This window comes from Polluticoccus soli (assembly GCF_029269745.1).
GTDB lineage: Bacteria > Bacteroidota > Bacteroidia > Chitinophagales > Chitinophagaceae > Polluticoccus > Polluticoccus soli.
Genome location: NZ_JARJHT010000001.1, coordinates 451,548 through 473,223, shown reverse-complemented (window position 1 = coordinate 473,223; position 21,676 = coordinate 451,548). Strand labels below are relative to the sequence as shown.

Here is a 21,676-nt window from a genome sequence, read left to right as displayed (position 1 = left end):
TTTGTTACAACAGCCCGGAAAGGTTACCCGCTGAAACCCTTGTCCATGGCTGATCTTCGTTCCAATTTGTTAGCTTTTTGTACACGTTTTGCGTGTTTTTTCAGTTGTTGTCGCTGGTTAGGGTGCATAAAAGGTGGTCTTTGCTGTAATGCTTGCCTGTAAAGAGTTTGGCCTCGAATTCATTACACTTTGTTGTCGTTTTTGAAAGACTACGAGAGCCACAGCCAGCCCGATTCCCGCATAATTCCCATTCCGGTAATTCTCGTCTAATTCCGCGCATTCCAGTATCGTTTAACATAGCAAAAATACATAAAATATACCATATGGACAAGTGTGGCTAACCGGCAATAACTAATAACATTTCCTTATCCCCGCTTGGTACAGAATTGTTTGCAATAGGCTGAGAATTAACTCAGGCATATGAAAAGAGGAACGCAAAGAAGGCCCAAAGGAAGAGCGAAGAAGGAAACAGAGCCTAACCGTACCCGGCAGGAATATGACCAGGGCCAAAGAACTTCGGGCAAAAAAAACAGTGGGGGCATAGCTCCTGCAAAGGTGAAGACCGAGCGGACAAACAACCCGCCGGCAAAGCGCCAGGATGAGAGTTCAAACAGGCGCAGTGAAAAAGATGAGCGGGAAGAAGCAATAGTTGGCTATTATAAAAAGTTAAAATTGGATGTTATGTCAGAGCATAAAAAACAATCAAAACCTCGCAAGAAACACGGTAAGTATGCAGACGAGCACAACCGTATGGATTATGAGGGCGGAAACTACGGTGAGTCGGATTCTACCTGGAAGGCTGACGAAATTGAAGGCGAGCCCGTTAAAGGCAAACCCTCAGATGCAAACAGTGACTCTTCAAAGCGCAAGGGGAGTTCCGGAAGAAACCATGACAAGTGACGTGGTACATTGGCGCGCTTATAGAATGGACTGAGGTGTAAACTATGATAGCAGGTAAGTAACAAAAACAGAAAAGCCGGCAATGCCGGCTTCGCTGCTACCTTCGCCTGGGTATTTTAATTAACATTGTCAATGTCTTTGGTATCAACAGAAACTGACGGCATCGTCAATCCGCTTTCGCGTTTTTGCTGTGCCTGTTTTTGTTCTGCGGCTTTCAAAGTAGCTGGTGATGGGGTAAAAGCCTTTTCTGTATTAGGGTTTTGACTTGGCCTTGCTTCTGCTTGCTCACCTTTTTGTTCCTGTTCGGTACTTGTTCCTGTTTGCTCTGTTGACTGTTCTTGCTGAGGGCGCTGTTCTGCGTTTTCCCTTGTTTGCTCCTGGTCAGGTCGCTGTTCTACATTTTCCCTGGTTTGGTCTTGTCCGGGGCGTTGTTCTGCTCCCTGTTGAGAGTTCTTGTCATTGTTGATCATAATTATATCCGTTTTAAACGTTGAAATACCTGTGTCGGTGTTATGATCGGGAGGAAGAGAGGAGAGGTTGCCGGGTAAAGGCAGTCGCTGAACGCGCGTCCAAAAAATAACAATACGCACAAGGTAGACCTATTACTCCGTGATAACTAATAAAGTTTTTGACCGGCGCGGCTTATGATGGGCAAGGTACTGAGGGTCAGGGCAGGAGCTGAAGAATTATTTTCGATTCGTTGTTCAGTGCGTGTCGAATATCAGGCGTTTATGGCGCTGAGTTGCAAACCGCGCGTAGCGGGGAAGATTCACCGTACAAGATAAAAAGATCACATGCCCAACAAAAACTCTTCAATTACACTGATGGCCGGGTAAGACTGCGGTGCGCCATTGGCTATCGCAAACAGTTCACCTATATAGTCACCATGGCCGGAAGGCAATACCAGCAGCCGCGCGCCCGGCAGCAGGCGCGATAGCTCAAGAGCATGTTCGATACGGATCACGTCTTTGTCGCCCACTACCACAAGTGCAGTCGCCTGTATTTTGCCGATCAGCTCATCGGGTATGTCTTTAAAGTTTTGCATGCGCACGGCATCGCGGTCGTGCATGGTTTGTAGTGCGTTGCTGTCGGGGTTGATAGCCAGGAAAGCCTGCTGCAAGGGGAGGGGCATATTGCTGAGCGAAGCTGTTTTCATAAACTCCCAAAAACCTGGCTGCACGCCCGTCCTGTTGTAGAGTGCCGATGCCAGCACCAGTTTGTTTACCAGTTGCGGATGGCGGATGGCCAGCTGCAGGGTAGTGGTCCCGCCATTGCTGAAACCAAAAATATCGGCCTTTGCTATACCGAGGTGTTGCAGCAGTGATGCGACATCGTCGGCGTCCTGCTCAAAGCTGGTGGGCACGCCCCTGTCGGCGGTGCGGCCATGGGCCTGCAGATCTATACCTATCACGCGGTGGTGTTTTGCCAGTTGCTGCAATACACGGCCAAAGGTCACGTGTATATCCGATCCGCCTCCATGTATCAGCACCAGCGGGCTGCCGCTGCCGTAGACTTCGTAATACATGTTCATTCCGTTTATCGTGGCGTAGTGACCTGTGGTTTGTGCTGTAGCTGTTTGCATGATAATGAAGTTAAGCAGAATGATGAATATTGTTTTCATAAAGCGAAGCTAAGCAGTAGGCGTTTCACCGGGCACGTGTATATGCGACATTTATCGGGCTGCTTGCGATAATGTTGTTGGTGATGAAAACAGCCCGGCAGTATGGTGAACTCATCCGGTTAATTGTTGCTTTTTTTTCAGTCTGAGTGTGCATTTTTTTTCATACCCCACATGCATTTTGGAATGTTTAAATGTAGCAACAATTAAAAATGAATACCCAAAGGTTGCTTCACATTTCTGGCATGCTTTTAAAGAACATTTAGTCCTAAATCTCACTTTTATGGACAAACTGACGTTTAAAGGCCGCTGGAACGAGTTGCGCGGTAAACTCAAACAAGCAAGTGCATCTCTTACCGATAACGATCTGCGTTATGAAGAGGGCAAAGAAGAAGAGCTCATCGGTCGTATTCAGCAGCGCCTTGGTAAAACCCGCGAACAAACCATTAAATGGCTGGAAGACCTTGACAAAGGTGGCAGTAGCTCAGACAGGTTTGGTTCAGACCGCGGTTCAGGTTCAGAAAGAGGTCGCTAAGCCATGACGAAAAGATTTGTTGTTGACCCTGCCGATGAGGTAGGGTCAATTTTTTTGTCGTGGCCCAGGTAGCTATTTGCTCTCCCGCTCCCTGTCTATCTGTGCCTTGAATTCCTTGAGTTCTTTTTCTGAATATACGCCGTTGTTTAGCGCACTAGCACCGCCATCTATCCGGCTCACCACCTCAGGGGTAAACACTAACCGGTTGTTGATGATCAGCGCTACTTTTTGGCCTACCAGCTTCTCAGTTGCTTCTGCCCATCGTTCCGCGCCGTCATCGTCAAGCATCAGCGCCAGGCAGGTGTCCCCTTCATCGCTCACGTATATCTCGGTCTCTGCAATATCCCGGGCAATAACAATAGGCTGCGGATCGATAAAATACACCGCTGTATCACGGTCCAGGGTCATCTTCCGTCCGTTGTCGGCAAGACGGTACCACCCGGTTGAAAAAAACGAATCGGCTTGTCGTAGTGGTTTAAGCTCTGCGTTGTTGGCCAGGCTGCCTGGCTCGTTACAAGCCAGTATAGAAATGAGCAGAAGAACAGATGTGATAGCAGCGGGTGTTTTCATACAGTAAATATAAGCATTGGGATGCGTGTAATATTGATGATTTTTCTATTCGTTGATAGCAATTGTTGCCGCTTTTGTCACGGTTTTTCGTTTTTTGTTTCCGGAGCCGGAACGATTTGTGCCGCAATGCAGACGCAGTGAGCGTTTTTGCTGAAGATCATGCTTCCATGGGTTGTGGTTTTTGTTGCCATTGTTGCCTTTTTTGAGTCACTATTGCCTGGGGAACTAACATGCAGGAACAATTTGCGTCGAATCCACCCCGTCATATCGAACGAAGCACAGCGAAGTGAGATATCTCCCTGAAATGCGGCGGTGCTGCGTGTGCATAGTTTAAGGTTTATAATTGCAAATATACAACTTTTTCTCCTAACGGTGCGATTGTCCTAAACCCGCCATCATTGTGTGTTCTTCACCAGCGATGGTGCGGGATGTGACTGTTGACCTGTATCGTTGTTGGTGAAGAACACCAACAACGGCGGAATTCTGGCACACAAACCTTTAACAATACATATAGCACTGGTGGTTCTTGCCGCGCCTATTTTTGCCGCATGAAGAGGTTTTGCCTGTTGCTGCTGTTGATGCTCCTTTTTGGGGGCAGGGCAGTGTATGCCCAGCAGGTTGACAGCATGCAGGTAGCCGACACACCGCTTTCTAAACGCATGATAGAGTTGAAAGAGGTGGAGGTGCTGACGGATATGGCGAAGTTCAAAAAAGATTCAGCGCTGAAGCGCACCATATACAGAAAAGCCCTGAAGGACGCTGCTACCCATGCCGAACCTCAATTGTTCGGAACACCCGGACAAGTTGGTATATCCCTGGATGGTGGCGTGTCGGCATTTGCCATGTGGGTGTCGGGCAAAAAGAAAAAGCTTAAGAAGTTTTCGGCCATGCTTGCGGCCGATGAGCGGCAGCGGTTTACCAGCATCAGGTACAATGCCGAAGTGGTGGGCAGGATAATGGGGATAGATGATAACTCAGCCCTGGCATTTGTTGACAGTCATCCTATTCCGTACGATTTTGTGCGCGCTGCCAGCGACCTTGAAATAAAGATGTGGATACGCAACGAGTATAGGAACGCTAGCAAGTAATAAGTTATGCAAACCGCATGGCAGTCCCAGCATGGGAAAAATGCGTGTTTCGAAAACTTAATGTCTTTTTGGGTAAATAGGGCGTACCTTCAATATTCACCTGCAGCTGTAAGCTATCCTTCTTAGCCTTCTCTTAGCACCTCCTGCATTTAATATTTCCAGTATGATCCTAAGCAAACGCTATGTGATAGCCGATGGTGGACGATTTACATTTGACAATTTTCCTGAAGTAACGGCAGAGGTGCACGATATTAAGAGAAGCCTGATGCATAAACCACCCTACCATAAATGTGAGATGGTGATCACTTTCCTCAGAGACCATCGTTTGAAAATGCGCTGGATAGAGCTAAATCCGGACGTTGCTGCCATACTCACCGCCGGCGAACTTGTGTCAGGGAATATCGAAGCACTTTTTGAAGCATGCAGGATCAACAAATTATTTAGAATAGAGTATGAGGGGTATATCAAACAGATACTCCAGGATATTAACTAAAACAAAAAACATGAACGCGATACCGGCTTTTATTACAGCATTTACCTGCCGCCACAACAACGAGCAGGTTCAGCTGAATGTTCAGCATCTGAATGATGTTTTTTTTGGGGCGATGCTCGAACAGCAACAGCTTTGTCAGCTGCAGTCTGTGCCGCTATACCTGCAGCCCTTCGCAAAAGTGCCTCTTCATTTGCCGGAAGAGGATAAGGAAGAAGATGCATTTATCAGCTTTTATTGATCTGCCGGTAGAAATTTGAAGGAAGGATACTCATCTTAAAAAAAGCACAAAATGATAACCAGTGTAGAAATATTCGACACGATACGCCGGCTTAGTCCCCGCACGCTCACTTCACGTCCGCGTGTTCCGGTGTCAGCTATTGCCGATGAGTTGGCAATACCGCAGGATGATGTGCTTGTATTGCTTGCCGAATTAAAGAACAGGGGCCTTATCGAAATTCACAAAGGCACAATCGTGTCTGTCAGCCTGACAACCTACGGTGCAGATAACGAAACCCCCTCAGGCGGGTTGCTGAGCTAGTGTGAGACAGCGATGCGCTGAATTCTGTTCACAGAACAACGTTTTATTGATTGCCCTTGGCTGGCGCCAGTATGTGGGGTTGGTTTGTGCGTCAGTATACTTGTGCCGCGGAACGTACGTATCAAAACACAGGCACAAGTACGCAGCGCGTCAAGGCTACGCTGCATGCTTGCGCTAGCATGGGGGCGTCTGGGTGTTTTGTCGATAGCTCGTCTTAGCGTACTTTCAGGCGCATGTTCCGCAAGTTCCTGCCGATTTCCATAATGTTCATACAAGTAGCGGTGACCTTTGCCGTGTTGTTTGTCGTGTACATGGTGTTTGCGGTTTTAGATGGTGGAGAAGCCGATATGATACATATGGCAGGTCTGCTTTTTATTCAGCCGATATTGGCAGTTATATATTCAGCAGCCACCATTTTTGCTTGCTACTTGGTTGGACTGCCGATACGACTAAATGCAACTGTGAACAACTGGTGGCGGAGCCGGCCGTTAATTCCGGTGATCGGTGTAGTTACCGGGATAATGTTATTGCTCCTTTCTTTTCATGGCGATCTGTCGGAAACGGTAACGGTTACGCTCGATGCGGAAGAAGTGACCAAACAGATACCTAACATCACATTGATCCTGACAGGTTGGTTTTTTGTCGCATTCTTCTCTTTACATTTCTTTCCACGGCGTGCAAAGGCAGTGTAGTTAGTCCTGAGTTGCAAACTCAGGAAATCGGGGTCTCTTGTGGAATCTCAGGTTTTGTAATGTTCTCGTCTGGAGTTAACTTAAAGTAGAAGAATATTATCGGCAACACCAGTGTGTAGACAACAATAAGTTCAGATCTTAATCCGTAAGTGTGGTCGCAGTAAAACAAGATCAACGAGACGATGGTGATTAGTACTAATTGAAACGGCGATATCTGGTATTCTATATAGTGGCCTAGCTTGTGCCGAAGAATAGCTCGCCAGTCTCGTAATGCACTTCTCCACGCCGCCTTAACATTTCGGGCGCCGCGCTCCATGTGCGTCCACGGCATGCCAATAAATAGCAATGAGACAAATGTTGAAAGAAAGTAAAGTTGTGCAGCCGACATTAATATTAGAATGACGCCATAGCCACTAATTTCATTGTAGGTCAGTATCGGGCTTATAATGTCCAAAGCCACCTGGTCTGCATACGTAAATACTACTGTGAATACGAACCAATAGAATAGAGCGGCTTTCTCTTTAGTCGTAAGTGCCTTGTGTTGCAAGCAGTTCTTAATGATCAAAAAAGTTGGGAAAACAGACAATATTGTAACCGTTGTAAGAATGAAATTAAATCCTTTAAGTTGTAAGCTGTCATAAAGCAAATACCAATGAAAGAGTGTATATGCATAAATATAACCTTCATTTATTTTAGGAAGTACGCGCTTGCAATTCATGTAAGACATTACCAATGTATAACCCACGATTTCTAATCCAGTAAGTTCGGTCCAGGTGTCCACCTTTTTTGCTTTCCCAAATACCATGAGAGGTGTTATAAAAAGCAAAAGAAAATATGCAACAGGGTTATCTTTTATCAATCGAAATCTTGATTGGAATAAAGACATAAGGATGACCAATATGTACAGAAGAGCACAGTTGAATATTACAGGATTCATGTAGGTGTGGCTATTGCATGAAGATAATGCAAATCGGGAGATTTGCTGGAGGGACGTAGTCAGAAGCTCCCCAGGCTGGCGCAAGTATGTAGAGTTGGTTTGTGTGTCGGCATATTTGTGTCGCGGAACGCATGTATCAAAACTCCGTCAGGTTAAGTGAGCAGGTTACATTGTAGTCGACTACAAAGGTGTAATGTCGCAATTCGACGTTCGAAGCTTTGAAAGTTAGTTTCCCGTTTTGCTCGGTAACGTAAAGTGTTCCTCCCAATTCATCTCGTGTTCCGGAGTGGCCGGCGTTCTGTTGCCATTCGTCGATAGCAGCCTCGTTTTCGCTATCAGGCTGGTTTACCAGTTTGAAGGTGTCGGTGCCGGTCGGCCGTTTGAAAAATTGAATATTCACACTGGTTTCTGTAAGCGTATCAATAGAGAAGACAATAACATCCAACGAGTCGTAATTACGATACCATTTAGACTGTCGTGCTCTGAAGGCAGTATCGTCTACCTGCCATGTACCTGGCGCCGGATAGGTGGGTTTAGGTGTCAACGGATCCTTGGAGCAGGATGCAACAATCATCAACAATGTAACCGCGGTGAGTAAATGGAATGAGTGCATGGCTGGCAGATTTTCAGTTCACAAAGTTGGCACTGCAGGCCTGGCTAACCTAATTGAACCCCGCAACGCAGCCAGTTTCTTTTGGCAGTTTTGCCAATGTACTATCATACGGAATTGTTTTTAGTAAAAAACGCCAATTGGGAGATAAGTTGTCGGGGCGACGTAGTCGGAGACTATGCCGAACGGGTTTTTCAAAAAACACTATCTTGTATCGTATCATGCCTTCCTTATCGATGAGATCTTTTTTTTCCAACCTGTTTGCATTAATAGCAGGTTTCCTATTTGCGCTTCTGCCGGTATTTTCAAATGCCCAGGTCGCTATTTTTCAGAAGACTTATGGTATCCGGGATAGTTCAGAAGGAGCTGTCACTTGTCATACGCTGTCGAATGGAGACTACCTGTTGACAGGGAGTTGCGATAAGCTAAACAAAGGCGCTTTTGCATTGAGACTTACTGCTCTGGGAGACACCCTTTGGTACCGGCAGTATGATTCCCCCCTCAGGGAATACTTTGAGAAAAGCACGCCCACCAGTGACGGCGGCCTTCTCGGTGTGGGTTCATTCAGCAATAGCATATATCGTGGATTTGCCGTTAAGCTTGATTCATTGGGGGCTATTAGTTGGGCTAATGAGTATGCTTATACTAATATTTTCGCTAACAGCAACTCATTGCTAACCGTGCTGGGGACAAAAGACAGTTGCTATGTGATGGCGGGCCATATATATGACTATAACAATAACAACGGCTATGAGATCTATGTATTAAAGGTCAACCCCATGGGCGATACCGTTTGGACCACGCGGCTTGGCGGGCCGGGGGAGGATATCATCCGCGATCTGTGTGAGTTGAGCGATGGCAGTATTATCATGGCTGGCTACACAGATGATCCTGATACCACTAATAAGGATATGTTATTGGTAAAGCTGTCGCCGACCGGAAAGTTAAACTGGGCGAAGGCGATAGGCCCTGCATCTAATGAAGACAACTTCGATGGGGCGAGTACCGTGGCTGCTACATATGACGGCGGTATTATTATGGCGGGTCATAGTAATTATAACTTTGGCAAGAATGAGGTCGTTTTGGTGAAAGCTGATTCTTCCGGAACAATACAATGGAGCCATAGATATGGCAGCCCCAATGATGAGGAAGTTTGTGATCTGCAGCAGGCGCCCGATTCGGGGTTCGTTATAGCGGGGATCTGGTACAAATCGAACAATGATTACGGCCAGGCCTGGGGTGTAAAAACAAATGCAGATGGAAGCCTCGCATGGGCGAAACTGTATAATCCCGATAGTCTTGACGCCGAGTTCCTTTCTGTCAGTATTGCGAAGGATAATGGCTACCTGTTCGCGGGCTCGAAACGGGATAAAACGTTTGACAGGGATATTTACCTGGTAAAGACCGACAAAGCTGGTAACAGCAGCTGCTTTGATTCTGTCGCAAACACCACTTCGAGCCCTGTTGCCATGAAAAGCCAGCCTGAAAACCTTGTGGAGCAACCTACCAATATTGAAGCAATACCTATTTATCTTTTTCAAAGTCGGGACACGCTGGCCATTAATACTTATTGCACGTCTTTGCGAATTGTGGAGGCTGGGCAGGTTGACGAAAAAATCTCGATATATCCCAACCCCGCTGCCGATCGCATAAATATTGCTGGATCCGAACCTCTGCTTGATGGCTGCATCGTCGAACTATATGACCTATCGGGCCGGATGATATTTCAACAGCAGTATCACTCTTCATCTAAACAAGGCAATCTAACCATAGATTGCAGTCATTACCTGAACGGAATTTACATGCTCAGGTTGCAAACGCCTAAAGCTAGTTTTACCAGGAAAATATTGATTGAGCGGTAAGATGTAACTTGTCGCCTCCGCCCAATTTCTATCCCTGCGCCGGCATCCAAAATATTTTATTGATTTTCTTAATGTTTTTCTGTACCTTCGCTCTTTATTAATTTTTTCAATACAATACAATGCAAGAAGGTAAAGTAAAATTCTTCAATGAAACTAAAGGTTTCGGTTTCATCACACCTTCAGCAGGTGGTCAGGACATCTTCGTTCACGTTTCAGGTCTTATCGACGAGATCCGTGAGAACGTTATGGTGTCTTACGAAGTACAAAATGGTCAAAAAGGTCTGAATGCAGTTAACGTTCGCGTTATCTAATCATATTCACGAGTATCATTTACAGTCCCGGATATCCGGGACTTTTTTTTGCCCGGCACTGCTGGCAGCACAAAAATTTATATACATCGCTAAATAATTTCCACAATCGGGGTCAAAACCCTAAAAATCCGTTTGAGTGGAGTATTTTTGTAGATACCCTTTATAACTATCAAAATCAATGCAGTTTACTTATTACGGGCATTCCTGCTTTGCCGTAGAGGTAGCAGGTAAAAAGCTGTTGTTTGACCCCTTCATAACGGGCAACGAGCTGGCCAAAAAGATAGATGTGAACGCCATTGAGGCGGACTATATACTGGTGAGCCACGGTCACGGCGACCACGTGGGCGACCTGGTGAGCATAGCCAAACGCACAGGGGCAACCGTCATCGGCATGTACGAGGTGGTGGCCTGGGCACAGGGCCAGGGCGCGCCGAAGATACACGGCATGAACCTGGGCACGCACAGCTTTGAGTTTGGCGAAGTGCGCATGGTACCCGCAGCACACAGCAGCAGCATGCCCGATGGCAGCTATGGCGGTGTGGCGGCAGGCATCATAGTAAAGAGCAGCGAAGGCAGCTTTTACTTTGCCGGCGATACCTGCCTGACGATGGATATGCAGCTGATACCGCGCTATGGCAAAATGGATTTTGCCGTATTGCCTATTGGTGGCAACTTCACCATGAATGCAGAGGACGCGGCGATAGCTGCAGACTTTGCGCAGGTGACAAAGGTGGTAGGCTGTCACTACGATAGTTTTCCGCCTATCAAAATAGACCACTTGAAGGCGAAAGAAGTATTTAAGAATGCGGGCAAGGAGCTGTTGCTGCTGAACCCGGGTCAGACGATAGAACTGTAAAGGACAAGAGTAAACACACAACAACCCCCGAGGGAGAAAACAACATGGCTAAAGTAATAGCAATAGCAAACCAGAAAGGCGGAGTAGGGAAGACGACCACTTCCATCAACCTGGCGGCAAGCCTGGCAGTGCTGGAGTACAAAACGCTGCTAGTAGACGGTGATCCGCAGGCGAACAGCACCACGGGCAATGGCTTTGACCTGAAGAACATTCAGCTGGGCCTGTACGACATCATGGTGAACGATACGCCGGCCGACCAGGTGATACTGGAAACGGAAACGCCTAACCTGTACCTGCTGCCGTCGAACATTGACCTGGTGGGTGCGGAGATAGAGCTGATCAACCACCCGAACAGGGAGCACGTGCTGCGCAACGCGCTGGAAGAACAACGCAAAGAGTTTGACTTCATCATCATAGACTGCTCGCCATCGCTGGGCCTGATAACGGTGAACGCGCTGACGGCTTCGGACAGCGTAGCGATACCGGTACAGTGCGAGTACTTCGCCCTTGAAGGTCTCGGCAAGCTGCTGAACACGATCAAGATCGTGCAGACACGCATCAACACCGAGCTGCAGATAGAAGGTATCCTGATGACGATGTACGACGGTCGCCTGCGTTTGAGCAACCAGGTGGTGGAAGAGATCAAGAACCACTTCGAGGATCTTGTGTTCCACACCATAGTTCACCGCAACACCAAGCTGGGCGAGGCGCCAAGCTTCGGTAAGCCGGCGCTGCTGTATGATGCCGAGAGTACAGGTGCTACCAACTACCTGAACCTGGCTAAGGAAATACTGCAGAAGAACAACATGACAAAAATTAAGAACGAGGATAAAATATTCGAGGACGAAAATGTCGCAGACCAATAAAAAACAGGCATTAGGAAAAGGTATCCGCGCACTGCTGAATACCATTGACGAGGAAATAAAGACCCCGGGCGAAAAGGCAGCTGTGCCTGCTGCGGCCGGAACCGGTCCGAGTGCGGGACATATAGTGCGTGTGCCTGTAGACCAGATAGTGGTGAACCCGAAGCAGCCACGTCGCGATTTTGACGAGCAGGCGCTGAAGGAATTGAGCGAGAGCATCAAGCTGCACGACATCATCCAGCCTATCACGGTTGTTAAAATAGCGCCTGCCAAATACCAGCTCATATCGGGCGAACGCCGCTGGCGCGCCTCGAAACTGGGTGGATTGAAAGATATACCTGCCTACATCCGCACCGCCGACGACCAGCAAATGCTGGAGCTGGCCCTGCTGGAGAACCTGCAGCGCGAGAACCTGAACGCAATAGAAGTAGCCCTGAGCTACAAGCGCCTGATGGACGAGTGCGACATGACGCAGGAACAAGTAGCTGACCGTATGCACAAAGAGCGCAGCACGGTAACCAACTACCTGCGCCTGCTGAAGCTGCCGCCGGATATCCAGAAAGCAGTTCGCGATGGCAGCATCAGCATGGGTCATGCAAGGGCTATCATCGGTTTGGAACTGGTAGATCAGCAATTGTATGTTTTCCGCGAGGTGACGGAGAAAGGCTTGTCGGTAAGGCAAACAGAAGCGCTGGTAAAAGGCATGGCGCATCCTGAGAAAGCAGGAGCCACAGCTTCCGCCGATCCAGCGAAACTGCCACCTGCATACAAGCGTATCGAAGACAACATGGCTTCGCACTTCAGCACCAGGGTAAAACTGGACAGGAAGAAGAACGGCAAGGGCCAGGTTGTGATAGAGTTTTACAGCGATGGAGACCTGGAAAGGATCATGGAGAAGATGAACCTGTAATGGTTCGAGCAATAGTGATGAGTGATAACGTGCGAATGGAAATTTATGCTTCCCAACAACTGGCAACAAACAAGTAAAGACCACCAGAAGGCGTATAAGCGCATGCTGGAGAAGGGCAATAAGAACAAGATGCTTAAGGCCCTTCCCCAGCTGCACGAAGAGGCATTTGAGCAGGTAGACTGCCTGAGCTGCGCCAACTGCTGCAAGAATTATTCTCCCCGCTTTAAGCAACCGGATATTAAACGCATTGCCAGGCGCCTCAAAATGAAAGAAGGCGACCTGGTAGCCCGCTACCTGAAACTGGATAACGAAGGCGACTATGTAGTACAATCATCTCCTTGTCCCTTCCTGGCAGCAGACAATACCTGCGATATCTACGAAGACCGTCCTAGCGATTGTGCACGTTACCCATACACAGACGAAGACGTGCTGCTGAAACGCGTGCAGCTGACACTGAAGAACGCCACGGTTTGCCCGGCTACGTTCAAGGTGATGGAACGACTACTTGAAATGGAACAGAAATAAAAAAGCCTCGCAAATTGCGAGGCTTTTCTTTATGGTAGTATGCTTACTCCTTTCGGGTTGTATGTTCGTTTAAGCGAATCGAGGATGTGAGCTGTATCTGCAGGTGGTGCAGTTACAGGCATTACCACGTGGTAAGTAGAAGAATCCTGCAATACGCTTTCAACAGTCATACCGTAAGAGGTGTATTTCTTTACTTGCTTGTTGGCGCTAACGCTGTCTTTATAGGTACGCAGTATCACTTTAAAAGACAGCATGCCGTTTTGCAGCTGCATGTTAGATGCCGGGGCTGCTACTGTAGCAGTATCAATCACAGTTGTATCAACGGTAATAACAGCTTGCTGCTGTGGCGTGTCAACAGGTGCAGCAACAGTCTCTTCCGACATCTCGTTGTTGCGGTTGCTGATATACTGTATGCCAAAGAACGCGATCGCAGCAATGGCGATGATAACACCACCGATCAGCACTATAGGGCCCCAGTTTACGCTAGGACGCGCTGCCGGAGCAGTTGTTTTTGTTTCAGTTGTATGAACCGGAGCTGCCTGTGCTTTTTTCTCTTCTGCAACATGCGGTGCATTCTTTACAGTAGGTATAGCCGGCGGTGTGTATTTAAGATGCGGATCGGTAACGAAACCTATACGGCCATTCTGCTCAATGAATTTACCTATAGACGGTATGATCACTTCTTCACCTTCGTGCAACTTTGTTTTAGCATTGGCGCTGAATTCACGCAGTCCGTTGGCCGCTTTAGCTATGCTTATTTGTTCGTTGGTGGCGATGAAGTTAGCAAGGCCATCGTCGATAGAACCGGTAGGGGAGAGCGTTACCTCAAAAGCCGGTGCTTGCAAAGCCTGTCCATCGTATGCGGCAGGTTTTTTCTTCAGCTCCAGCTGGCCAAGACCGTGTATGTAGCAAAAGTTGTTTTTAAGCAGGTAAAGTCCAATGTATTTCGCGATGTCCATCTAAATCTCTTCCGGTATTTTTTTTGAGGGTGTGAAGTTAATTAAACAGGTTTTATATCTGCAAAAAAGGTTTTGCCCTAGAATTTAAGCCTCAGGCCGCCAAATATATTAAATCCGTATGCCTGGTAGTTACGCCAACGCTCGTATTTGTTATTCAATATGTTATTGGCTTGTATAAAGGCAGATAAACGGGGTATAAAACTATATTCAGCGCCGGCGCCTATATCGGCTATGGTACTCAGTTTCTCCGACTGGTCGCCTTTGGCCAACGCATATATTTCATCCATAATCATTACATAGCCTGTTACAGCCAGTTTTGGCAGCGGTTTTACCATCAGGTCGCCCTTTAGCTGCACGCCGGGCAGGTGCCAGGCCTTGTGGAAGGTACGCGTAGAATAACCCGTCCAGGTGCCGCTCAAGCCTACAGAGAAGGTGTTGGCAATCTGGTACCTCACATTAGCCTGCAGGGCTATAGCCGTCACCCTGTCGTACACCACGAGGAACCTTTTTTCGTCGAAGGCTGTATCGTTGATAAACAGGGGCATGTTGTGGTGCTTCCACCAGCTCAGGCGCCCGCCAAAGCTGATATGGTTGCCGACATTGCCTTCTATACCGCCGAAGATCTCATCGCTGCGGGTTTGTTTTACTGTGTATGAATCCCACATATAAGGATTGATAGTCGACAGTTGCTCGAATGTATTTTGACGTAGCTGGCTTTTCCATCCTGCAGTAAAAGCATATTGCGATTGGCCGATGCCAAAGCGGCCTTCGATATCAGGAAGAATGTAAAAGATGCCGCCTTTGCCAACGGTAGGGTAGAGACCTGCATGACCCGAGATATTGCCTTTGGTAAAGCGAACACCCGGCGTCAGTTGAAAGTAGTTATTGGTCTGCTTAACAAATGCATCGTTGAAGCTGGCTATGCCCAGGTTAACACCCATTAACAGAGACAAGGTAGAGTCTACGTCATATGACACAGGCACTGCCAGGTCGAAAGAACGTTCAGAAGCGCCGAATACTGCGTTGCTGGGTACACCATAAGCAGACATGCTGATGGAAGGATGGTAGTTGAGGTCATACAAGCCTTCATCCTCGTTCTTAATATCTGCACCCAGGCGCACACCATAGTATGTCTTTGCTACTGCTTCTTTCTCATAGGTGTATACGTCGTGGTTGTAACCGTAATGATAAAACCGGTTGCGTAAAGCATCCAGGCTGGCATGCAAGGCATGACCGTCACGATGCAAAGTGCCATCGGCATCTATGGAGCTAAGCGACGATTTCTGGAACTCGATATTGCCAGCCTGCGAAATGTGATGCACATTAAGGTTGGTCTCATAGTTATAGCTGTTGAAACTTCCAATGCCCGCATCAAGATATAAAGTCGATAAATTGCCTGCACCGAGTTTTACGTAGTTAGCAAAACTGTTCTCAACAGAGTCGTTGCCCAGTGCCAGGGGGCGTAGCGGGGTAGAGCTATATGTGTACGACAATGATTGTTGTGGTACATCATAATCCATCCTTGGCGTAGTGGTATCTACAGGAGGCAGGTTGGTGGCAAACTCAGGCTTGGGGGTATTCTTCACCTCAGGTTTGTACGATTGCAATATCTCGATAGTTGCACCTTTCAGCAGGGTATCTTTTGCACTGCTGCGTTGAAGCGTCGTGGTATGGCCCTTCGTTTTAGCCTTTGTTTTGGCTTTGGTTTGGGTTGTGCGCTTAGGCGCAGCTTTCTTTTTCCTGCGTTGAGCAGAGGTATCGAGCGTCAGGCCGAGTAATATCAGTAAGAGGCAAAATGTTCTTAATCTCATGAACTTATTCTTCAGACAGTTTGCTTTGTTGTTTTTCCAATGTTTTTACTTGCTCCAGCTTGGCAGATGCTTCCTGCTTCAGCTCGGCGATCTTAGTGTTCTTCACAATACTTTGCAGGGTTGCCTTAGCATTGAAGTAGTCTTTCTGCTGCGCCAGTACATCGGCCAGCAGTATATACGATTTCACTATCCAGTAATCATTGCCTGCAGAGAGCTTAATGGTATTGTTGGCAGCGGTCTCAGCTTCAGGTAGTTTGCCCTGTTTCAGGTAGATCTCTGAAATACGGTAACGTGCTTCAGCGGCTACGGCACCCACCTTCGAAGTTTCTGCTTTCTTGTACGCTGCCAACGCTTCGTCGGTTTTGTTATTGCGTTGCAACGACCTTGCTTTGTACAGCGCTACTGTACTTAGCATGTTCTCATCAAGACCTGGTTGCTGAGACAGTGTATCAGCGTAAGCAGTAGCTTTATCATATTTGCCCAATTCGTAGCTTGACAACATCAGCCCGTTGTAAGCCTGGATCTTACTCTCGCTGCTGGCCGCAGCCCCGCGTAATACGGTATAATACCTGTGAGCAGACGAATAGTCTTTGTTTTGAAGGGCCAATGCCGCTGCTTTGCGGGCGCTGTTCTCTGTAAAGTCATTTCCTGCAGCAGACAGAACAAGGTCATATTCAGCCAGTGCTTCTTTATTTTCTTTTAGCTGCATATGGCTTTCGGCCTTATAATAATGCGCCTTAGCTGAGAAGATGCCGTTAGGATAACGTTGCAGGTACTGCGCCAGTGATTGCTTCGCGTTGCTGTATTTACCAGCAGCATATTGCGCTTCTGCAGCTGAATAGAATGTTGAATCCAGCGAAAGATCTCCTTCAGATGAAATATTGTTTTCTTCCAGCAGCGTAGCGTAGGCGTTAGGCTGGTTGTTCTCAATATACAGGCTCTTCAACGCATCCAGTGCTGCCGGCCTTTCTTCCGACGAAGGGAATTCTGTAACAACATGCTTGTAAGCGCTAATTGCCTTATCTGTTTCGTTAAGTTGTTGGTGCGCGAAGCCGATCTTCATCCAGGCTTTTGGCGCCATTTCCCGACGGTCGAGGGCTTCAGTAAGCGGCATCAGCATAGTTACTGCCTGTTGGTAACTGTTTTGCTCAATATAAGTGAGCGCTAATTCGTACCGGGAGTCTGCGGCATAAGCCGAAGATGGAGTAGCATTGATCAGTGATTGTAGAAGCGTAGCACGCTCTGCATTCTTGCCTTGTAGGCCTAATAATTTGGATTTTTGAAACTTTGCATAATCTGCCTCGGGGCTGTTGCCCGCAATTACTTTGTCGTAAAGAGCCAGGGCACGAGCGTAATCCTTTTGCATGAATACTGCATCGGCTTCGCGCAATGTGGCCGTGAGCAAATAGCTGGCGTCATTATCCTGCGACTGTTGTGCCCTGCCGAAATAACCTTGTGCCGAACTGAAGTCTCTCAGCTGCATAGCTGCGTAACCCATGTTCAGGTAGGCGTTTTGCGGTGTGGCAGAGGCGCTCAGGTATCGTACATCGTCACGCACCAGCGTGGCATTGAGGTATTTTTGTGCATAGCCCGTTACTTCTCCGAAGCGTTGCATGCGGTAGGCAAGCTCCGACTTCCAAAAGTTAGCAGCTGCCTCATACCTATCGTCTTTGGGTTGTTGCAGTGATTCAGACAACAACCTGTCTGCTTCAGAAAGATTGCCAGCTTGTATTTGTTGTATGGCATAGCCATAAGCCACTTTCTGTAAGGTTGCCCAATAGTTATGGTCGCGATTAGTTACGCCCTGCAGCGCTGTGTACGCTTCTTCGTAGTTGCTGGTCTTTAACAGCAGGCTCGACAAAAGTGTTTTGGCTTCGTCTGTATACGGAGAACGAGGGAAATTGCTAAGAAGCGTATTGATGTTGGCAGTAGCCTTGTCGTAATGCCCGGTTTCGTAAGAAAGTTTTGAAGCTAATAGCAATGCCGCCTGTTGCTGGCCGGGGTTGAAAGGCATATCTGCAGCAAAGCTGAAGGCATTGCGGGCGCTTTTCTTATCGCTCGTTTTCAGGTAAGCATCGCCAAGCAGGTACATTGCCGTCTGTCCGAGGGAGTCGCGCGTTGAGCTGAGTGGCTTGAATTTATCAATGGCATTTTGCCATTCATTCACGCGATAGTAGGAATAAGCCATTTCATACAAGTCTTCCTTCCTGATCTTCTCAACATTGTTGTAATAACTTTCGAAATAAGGCAACGCTTCACCATAGCGTTGATCTTCAAACAAAACCTGGCCAGCCAGCAGGTGCAGCTCGTTATCGTAATACGATTTTTCGGGGCGCTTCATTAGCTGCAATGCTTCCTGCAGCGCCTTTTGCCTGTCGCCTGTAAAGTAGTGTATCTCCGCTATGTAATAAGGCACTATGCTCTTATACTGCTTTTCGTTCTTGATCTTTTCGAAGCTTTCAAGTGCCTCTGCAAAATTGCCCTGGTTATAAGCCAGCAGCCCGAAATAATAGTGCCCTGCAGAAGTGTACGTGCTGGCCAGCTGTTTGATTGATGCAAAAAGCGGTTCTGCCTTATCAAACTGGCGCATTGTGAAGTAAGCATAAGCCAGTTCGAACTTTGCATTGGCGATCTCCTCGTTAGTGAGATTTGAAATACCTGCGATCTCATAATATGGTATCGCCTCCGTCAGCATGTTGTTACGGAAATAGTATTGGGCCAGCGCGTAAGCCGTGCGTTGGCGAAAGGCTGGATCGGCCGTTCTGTTGATATAGTTGATCGCAGAATCAACACAACCTTCTTTCATCAACTTCAAATCGGCTACTGCGACAAAATATTGTGCTTTGTCAAGCGCATCCAGTCGGCGTGTATGCGTGCTGATCTTATTCTGCCTGATGTAGTTCAGTGCAGAGTTCGCGGCATTGCTATAGTGTCCCTGTATAAATTGTTCTTCCGCTATGGTTATCCATTTATTCTCCGGAAGATTGGGACTGTGTATTTGAGCCGAAGCCTGGCTACCCATTAAAAGGCACGCCAGGCTTCCGGTTATAATAAGTTTCTTGTTGTAGTTCATTCAATTAGAAATTCCATGTCACATTGAGGCTTGGGAATACAGGTAATTGGTAAACGCGTGTACCAGAGATACGGCTTACGTAGAAGATGTTGTCCCTGTCATATACGTTGGTAACACCCAGAGTTGTTTCGATGTTGGAATATTGAGACAGAGCGAACCTTTTACGTACCGAGACGTCGAGCCTGTGGTACCAGGAAAGACGGCCGCCATTGATCTGGTTGTTATATAATATGCCGATCTGGCCATTTTGTGTGTTGACATTTTGATCGAGCTGATGGTTTTGATCGAGCATGACCAGGTTCTCGTAGAATCCTTGTGTTTGTGTGAAGGGGAATGGCGATCCGATGTTATATCTCGCAGACAGTTCCCAATCTTTTTTCTTGCCGGCGGTATAAGCAGCCAGCAGGTTGATGTTGAAGCGGCGATCGAATGGTGGTGCGTAAGATTGTGCTTCTTTTTCTCTGATCTGCCTGCCATTTTCATCTATGCGAACAACGTTGTTTTTCAGCACCAGTGTTGTATAAACGATTTCCTGGTAAGATACCACACCCCACAAATAGAGTCGGTTCTTGTTGTACCTGGCTGACAGATCTATACCTTTTGCTACGCCATCGCCGGCTGTGAAGTTACCATCGGCCTGTAAGACCTTGATCCTGCTCAACTCGATATTCTGATAGAAGTTTTTATACCATGGTTCGAGGTTCAGTTCTACGTTTTTGATGTCGACCTCGATGCCACCCAAGGCATGATATGCTTTCTGCAAATTCTTGTTCAGTTCGCCGCCATCCACATTTTGCACACCTTCATCCGGGCTCAGGATAAAGCCGGTGAAGAAATTCACGATGTCGCGATCGCTCTTGGTACTGATGATGTTTTGCGAATACAAACCACCCGCAGCTTTCAGTCGTACAGTACGGGAAACGTTGTATTTCATACCCAGGCGTGGCTCTGGAGAAAGTGCGCTGATTGAAGAATAGTACTGCATGCGGAAGCCGGGTTCGAGGATGAACTTGTCTCCGAAGTTTTTGCGGTACATCAGGAACAAAGCTGCCGACGTATTACGACGGTCGAGGACAACTGTGTTGCCGTTCTCATTAAGGTAGTCTAGTGCTGTATGCAAGCCGCTTACTTCCAGACCATATTTCAGCTGGCTATAGTGTGGCATGTAGTAGGTGAAATCGATACCACCTTCAAATCCTTCAATACCACTGCTACGTGTACCATCGTAGGCGCTGTTGGGCGCTGCTACAAAGTCAGCTTCTTTGTAATCGAGGTTGTATTTAGAATAAGCAAAACGACCGTTGATGAGCGCGGAGCTATTGCCCGGTGTAATAACGAAGGTAGTACCTGCGCCAGTGGCTCTCCAGCGGATAGCTGCTTTTTCTGTCAATGAATCTGGATCGATAGCTTTCGCTTTATCATCGAAGTTGAAACCAAATACATTGATCTTACTACCATTGTCGCCATTGAAGGTCACTTTACCGTACAGGTCGGTAAAGGAGTAAGGCAGGCTGCTTTTGAAAGGCTCGCCCAGTCCGCCGTAAATAGAAGAAGATGTTTTATCGAAGTAGCTATGCTTGGCAGAGAGCAAGTAGGTAAAGCCAGCGCCACCTTCGTATTTAGGTTTGGACAGCGGACCTTCCACCATGGCGCGAGCCATGAGCGGAGAAACTGAAACTTTACCGGCAGTGCGGTTTTTGTTACCGTCTTTGGTACGCACATCCAGGATCGCTGAAGTACGATTGCCGTATTGCGCATTGAAGCCGGCGCTCTGGATATCAACGTTGCGGATCGCGTCTGTTTCGAAAACCGAGAATAAACCTATCTGGTGGAATGGATTGTAGATAGTAACACCATCCAGCAGTATGCCGGTTTGAGAAGGAGCACCACCGCGAATGTACAGCTGACCACCCTGGTCGCCGGTGAAGATCACACCCGGAACTACCTGCAGGTATTGAGCGATATCAGGTTCGCCACCTGCACTCGGCATCAATTTGATCTCTCGCGGAGTAACTGTAGTAGTACCCGCGTTGATCTGTGTGGTCTTTTCTATTTTACGGGCAGAAATCTCTACGCCTTTCAGCACACGCTGGCCGCGATTAAGGAAGATCTTTTTATTGATCAGGTCGCCTGGTTTTACGGTCACGCTGATCTTCGAAGTATCGTAACCGATAACTGTAGTGAACAGCGTATAAGTACCTTCAGGTATTTGTGTGAAAGAGAAATAACCGTTCACGTCCGTTTGTGCGGCGAACTTGGTATCCATCAGCACAACATTTGTAAAGATCATCGGTTCACCTGACGAACGGTCGTAAACAAACCCTTTGATAATAGCATTTTCCGTTTGCGCCCATGCGCCAAACGAAAGGCATAATAACAAAGCGGCTACAAGGCCGAAGCGGTTTTGCATAAAATTGATTTTACTATAAATAAGGTTGAAGCCTGAAAAGTACGGTTTTAATCCCGTTTTTAAGGCAAACAAAGATAGGAATTACAGTATCGTGACCAAATGAAAATGCAGGGAA

At 47.4% G+C, this 21,676-nt stretch carries 22 protein-coding genes; 13 read left to right on the top strand and 9 right to left on the bottom strand.

Annotated elements, in window-relative coordinates; genetic code table 11:
* The first annotated feature begins 420 nt into the window (after positions 1-420).
* Positions 421-900, top strand: coding sequence for a hypothetical protein (locus tag P2W83_RS02290; protein WP_276132067.1), 480 nt, complete (start codon positions 421-423; stop codon positions 898-900).
* 116 nt (positions 901-1,016) lie between these two features.
* Here the strand turns inward: P2W83_RS02290 and P2W83_RS02285 are convergent, their stop codons facing one another.
* Together P2W83_RS02285 and P2W83_RS02280 are read right to left on the bottom strand one after the other, a co-directional pair.
* A complete protein-coding gene (locus P2W83_RS02285) occupies positions 1,017-1,370 on the bottom strand; it encodes a hypothetical protein (RefSeq protein WP_276132066.1) in 354 nt (117 codons plus the stop codon).
* A 320-nt stretch (positions 1,371-1,690) separates the two neighbouring features.
* A complete protein-coding gene (locus tag P2W83_RS02280) occupies positions 1,691-2,521 on the bottom strand; it encodes an alpha/beta fold hydrolase (RefSeq protein ID WP_276132065.1) in 831 nt (276 codons plus the stop codon).
* A 280-nt stretch (positions 2,522-2,801) separates the two neighbouring features.
* Here P2W83_RS02280 and P2W83_RS02275 point away from each other — a divergent pair, with 280 nt between their 5' ends.
* Positions 2,802-3,053, top strand: a complete 252-nt coding sequence (locus P2W83_RS02275; protein WP_276132064.1) for a CsbD family protein — start codon at positions 2,802-2,804, stop codon at positions 3,051-3,053.
* Positions 3,054-3,125: 72 nt separating this feature from the next.
* On the opposite strand, the gene P2W83_RS02270 is transcribed toward P2W83_RS02275, so the two are convergent.
* Positions 3,126-3,623, bottom strand: coding sequence for a SecDF P1 head subdomain-containing protein (locus tag P2W83_RS02270; protein WP_276132063.1), 498 nt, complete (start codon positions 3,621-3,623; stop codon positions 3,126-3,128).
* A 548-nt stretch (positions 3,624-4,171) separates the two neighbouring features.
* On the opposite strand from P2W83_RS02270, the gene P2W83_RS02265 reads away from it, so the two are divergent.
* From P2W83_RS02265 to P2W83_RS02245, 5 genes are all read left to right on the top strand, one after another.
* Entirely contained in the window at positions 4,172-4,711 is a 540-nt protein-coding gene (locus P2W83_RS02265) for a hypothetical protein (protein ID WP_276132062.1), read from the top strand.
* A gap of 163 nt (positions 4,712-4,874) precedes the next feature.
* Positions 4,875-5,204 carry a hypothetical protein gene (locus P2W83_RS02260; protein WP_276132061.1) on the top strand — a complete coding sequence of 110 codons (330 nt, stop codon included), beginning with the start codon at positions 4,875-4,877 and terminating at the stop codon, positions 5,202-5,204.
* A 10-nt stretch (positions 5,205-5,214) separates the two neighbouring features.
* Positions 5,215-5,442, top strand: a complete 228-nt coding sequence (locus P2W83_RS02255; protein ID WP_276132060.1) for a hypothetical protein — start codon at positions 5,215-5,217, stop codon at positions 5,440-5,442.
* A gap of 51 nt (positions 5,443-5,493) precedes the next feature.
* Entirely contained in the window at positions 5,494-5,742 is a 249-nt protein-coding gene (locus tag P2W83_RS02250; RefSeq protein WP_276132059.1) for a hypothetical protein, read from the top strand.
* Positions 5,743-5,975: 233 nt separating this feature from the next.
* Complete coding sequence (locus P2W83_RS02245; RefSeq protein WP_276132058.1) at positions 5,976-6,434, top strand: hypothetical protein; 459 nt, start codon at positions 5,976-5,978, stop codon at positions 6,432-6,434.
* 19 nt (positions 6,435-6,453) lie between these two features.
* Here the strand turns inward: P2W83_RS02245 and P2W83_RS02240 are convergent, their stop codons facing one another.
* Both P2W83_RS02240 and P2W83_RS02235 read right to left on the bottom strand, forming a co-directional pair.
* Complete coding sequence (locus P2W83_RS02240; RefSeq protein WP_276132057.1) at positions 6,454-7,239, bottom strand: hypothetical protein; 786 nt, start codon at positions 7,237-7,239, stop codon at positions 6,454-6,456.
* Between the two features lie 268 nt (positions 7,240-7,507).
* Positions 7,508-7,984 carry a hypothetical protein gene (locus P2W83_RS02235; protein WP_276132056.1) on the bottom strand — a complete coding sequence of 159 codons (477 nt, stop codon included), beginning with the start codon at positions 7,982-7,984 and terminating at the stop codon, positions 7,508-7,510.
* A gap of 233 nt (positions 7,985-8,217) precedes the next feature.
* Between P2W83_RS02235 and P2W83_RS02230 the strand changes: the two genes are divergently transcribed.
* From P2W83_RS02230 to P2W83_RS02205, 6 genes are all read left to right on the top strand, one after another.
* Positions 8,218-9,843 (top strand): T9SS type A sorting domain-containing protein, encoded by a 1,626-nt coding sequence (locus tag P2W83_RS02230; protein WP_276132055.1) that lies wholly within the window; start codon positions 8,218-8,220, stop codon positions 9,841-9,843.
* Positions 9,844-9,962: 119 nt separating this feature from the next.
* Entirely contained in the window at positions 9,963-10,154 is a 192-nt protein-coding gene (locus P2W83_RS02225; RefSeq protein ID WP_276132054.1) for a cold-shock protein, read from the top strand.
* Positions 10,155-10,332: 178 nt separating this feature from the next.
* On the top strand, positions 10,333-11,010 hold the full coding sequence (locus P2W83_RS02220; protein ID WP_276132053.1) for a metal-dependent hydrolase: 678 nt from the start codon (positions 10,333-10,335) through the stop codon (positions 11,008-11,010).
* Between the two features lie 44 nt (positions 11,011-11,054).
* Positions 11,055-11,876, top strand: a complete 822-nt coding sequence (locus P2W83_RS02215; RefSeq protein WP_276132052.1) for a ParA family protein — start codon at positions 11,055-11,057, stop codon at positions 11,874-11,876.
* A complete protein-coding gene (locus P2W83_RS02210) occupies positions 11,860-12,783 on the top strand; it encodes a ParB/RepB/Spo0J family partition protein (RefSeq protein ID WP_276132051.1) in 924 nt (307 codons plus the stop codon). The genes P2W83_RS02215 and P2W83_RS02210 overlap by 17 nt, the downstream gene beginning before the upstream one ends.
* A gap of 45 nt (positions 12,784-12,828) precedes the next feature.
* The gene (locus P2W83_RS02205; RefSeq protein WP_276132050.1) at positions 12,829-13,308 is read left to right on the top strand and encodes a YkgJ family cysteine cluster protein; all 480 of its coding nucleotides are present in this window, start codon (positions 12,829-12,831) and stop codon (positions 13,306-13,308) included.
* 29 nt (positions 13,309-13,337) lie between these two features.
* On the opposite strand, the gene P2W83_RS02200 is transcribed toward P2W83_RS02205, so the two are convergent.
* The 4 genes from P2W83_RS02200 to P2W83_RS02185 all read right to left on the bottom strand — a co-directional run bounded on the left by P2W83_RS02200 (position 13,338) and on the right by P2W83_RS02185 (position 21,561).
* Complete coding sequence (locus P2W83_RS02200) at positions 13,338-14,267, bottom strand: hypothetical protein (protein WP_276132049.1); 930 nt, start codon at positions 14,265-14,267, stop codon at positions 13,338-13,340.
* A gap of 77 nt (positions 14,268-14,344) precedes the next feature.
* Positions 14,345-16,078, bottom strand: a complete 1,734-nt coding sequence (locus tag P2W83_RS02195; protein WP_276132048.1) for a porin family protein — start codon at positions 16,076-16,078, stop codon at positions 14,345-14,347.
* A 4-nt stretch (positions 16,079-16,082) separates the two neighbouring features.
* Positions 16,083-19,151, bottom strand: a complete 3,069-nt coding sequence (locus P2W83_RS02190) for a tetratricopeptide repeat protein (protein WP_276132047.1) — start codon at positions 19,149-19,151, stop codon at positions 16,083-16,085.
* 4 nt (positions 19,152-19,155) lie between these two features.
* Complete coding sequence (locus P2W83_RS02185) at positions 19,156-21,561, bottom strand: TonB-dependent receptor (protein WP_276132046.1); 2,406 nt, start codon at positions 21,559-21,561, stop codon at positions 19,156-19,158.
* Positions 21,562-21,676: the final 115 nt, after the last annotated feature.

What these genes read in the sequence shown, in the direction of transcription:
- P2W83_RS02220 (WP_276132053.1), top strand. Translation starts at nt 10,333, where the DNA reads ATGCAGTTTACTTATTACGGGCATTCCTGCTTTGCCGTAGAGGTAGCA.
- P2W83_RS02225 (WP_276132054.1), top strand. Translation starts at nt 9,963, where the DNA reads ATGCAAGAAGGTAAAGTAAAATTCTTCAATGAAACTAAAGGTTTCGGT.
- P2W83_RS02240 (WP_276132057.1), bottom strand. Translation starts at nt 7,239, where the DNA reads ATGGTATTTGGGAAAGCAAAAAAGGTGGACACCTGGACCGAACTTACT.
- P2W83_RS02235 (WP_276132056.1), bottom strand. Translation starts at nt 7,984, where the DNA reads ATGCACTCATTCCATTTACTCACCGCGGTTACATTGTTGATGATTGTT.
- P2W83_RS02215 (WP_276132052.1), top strand. Translation starts at nt 11,055, where the DNA reads ATGGCTAAAGTAATAGCAATAGCAAACCAGAAAGGCGGAGTAGGGAAG.
- P2W83_RS02285 (WP_276132066.1), bottom strand. Translation starts at nt 1,370, where the DNA reads ATGATCAACAATGACAAGAACTCTCAACAGGGAGCAGAACAACGCCCC.
- P2W83_RS02245 (WP_276132058.1), top strand. Translation starts at nt 5,976, where the DNA reads ATGTTCCGCAAGTTCCTGCCGATTTCCATAATGTTCATACAAGTAGCG.
- P2W83_RS02185 (WP_276132046.1), bottom strand. Translation starts at nt 21,561, where the DNA reads ATGCAAAACCGCTTCGGCCTTGTAGCCGCTTTGTTATTATGCCTTTCG.
- P2W83_RS02290 (WP_276132067.1), top strand. Translation starts at nt 421, where the DNA reads ATGAAAAGAGGAACGCAAAGAAGGCCCAAAGGAAGAGCGAAGAAGGAA.
- P2W83_RS02195 (WP_276132048.1), bottom strand. Translation starts at nt 16,078, where the DNA reads ATGAGATTAAGAACATTTTGCCTCTTACTGATATTACTCGGCCTGACG.
- P2W83_RS02230 (WP_276132055.1), top strand. Translation starts at nt 8,218, where the DNA reads ATGAGATCTTTTTTTTCCAACCTGTTTGCATTAATAGCAGGTTTCCTA.
- P2W83_RS02190 (WP_276132047.1), bottom strand. Translation starts at nt 19,151, where the DNA reads ATGAACTACAACAAGAAACTTATTATAACCGGAAGCCTGGCGTGCCTT.
- P2W83_RS02260 (WP_276132061.1), top strand. Translation starts at nt 4,875, where the DNA reads ATGATCCTAAGCAAACGCTATGTGATAGCCGATGGTGGACGATTTACA.
- P2W83_RS02270 (WP_276132063.1), bottom strand. Translation starts at nt 3,623, where the DNA reads ATGAAAACACCCGCTGCTATCACATCTGTTCTTCTGCTCATTTCTATA.
- P2W83_RS02280 (WP_276132065.1), bottom strand. Translation starts at nt 2,521, where the DNA reads ATGAAAACAATATTCATCATTCTGCTTAACTTCATTATCATGCAAACA.
- P2W83_RS02255 (WP_276132060.1), top strand. Translation starts at nt 5,215, where the DNA reads ATGAACGCGATACCGGCTTTTATTACAGCATTTACCTGCCGCCACAAC.
- P2W83_RS02210 (WP_276132051.1), top strand. Translation starts at nt 11,860, where the DNA reads ATGTCGCAGACCAATAAAAAACAGGCATTAGGAAAAGGTATCCGCGCA.
- P2W83_RS02250 (WP_276132059.1), top strand. Translation starts at nt 5,494, where the DNA reads ATGATAACCAGTGTAGAAATATTCGACACGATACGCCGGCTTAGTCCC.
- P2W83_RS02275 (WP_276132064.1), top strand. Translation starts at nt 2,802, where the DNA reads ATGGACAAACTGACGTTTAAAGGCCGCTGGAACGAGTTGCGCGGTAAA.
- P2W83_RS02200 (WP_276132049.1), bottom strand. Translation starts at nt 14,267, where the DNA reads ATGGACATCGCGAAATACATTGGACTTTACCTGCTTAAAAACAACTTT.
- P2W83_RS02205 (WP_276132050.1), top strand. Translation starts at nt 12,829, where the DNA reads ATGCTTCCCAACAACTGGCAACAAACAAGTAAAGACCACCAGAAGGCG.
- P2W83_RS02265 (WP_276132062.1), top strand. Translation starts at nt 4,172, where the DNA reads ATGAAGAGGTTTTGCCTGTTGCTGCTGTTGATGCTCCTTTTTGGGGGC.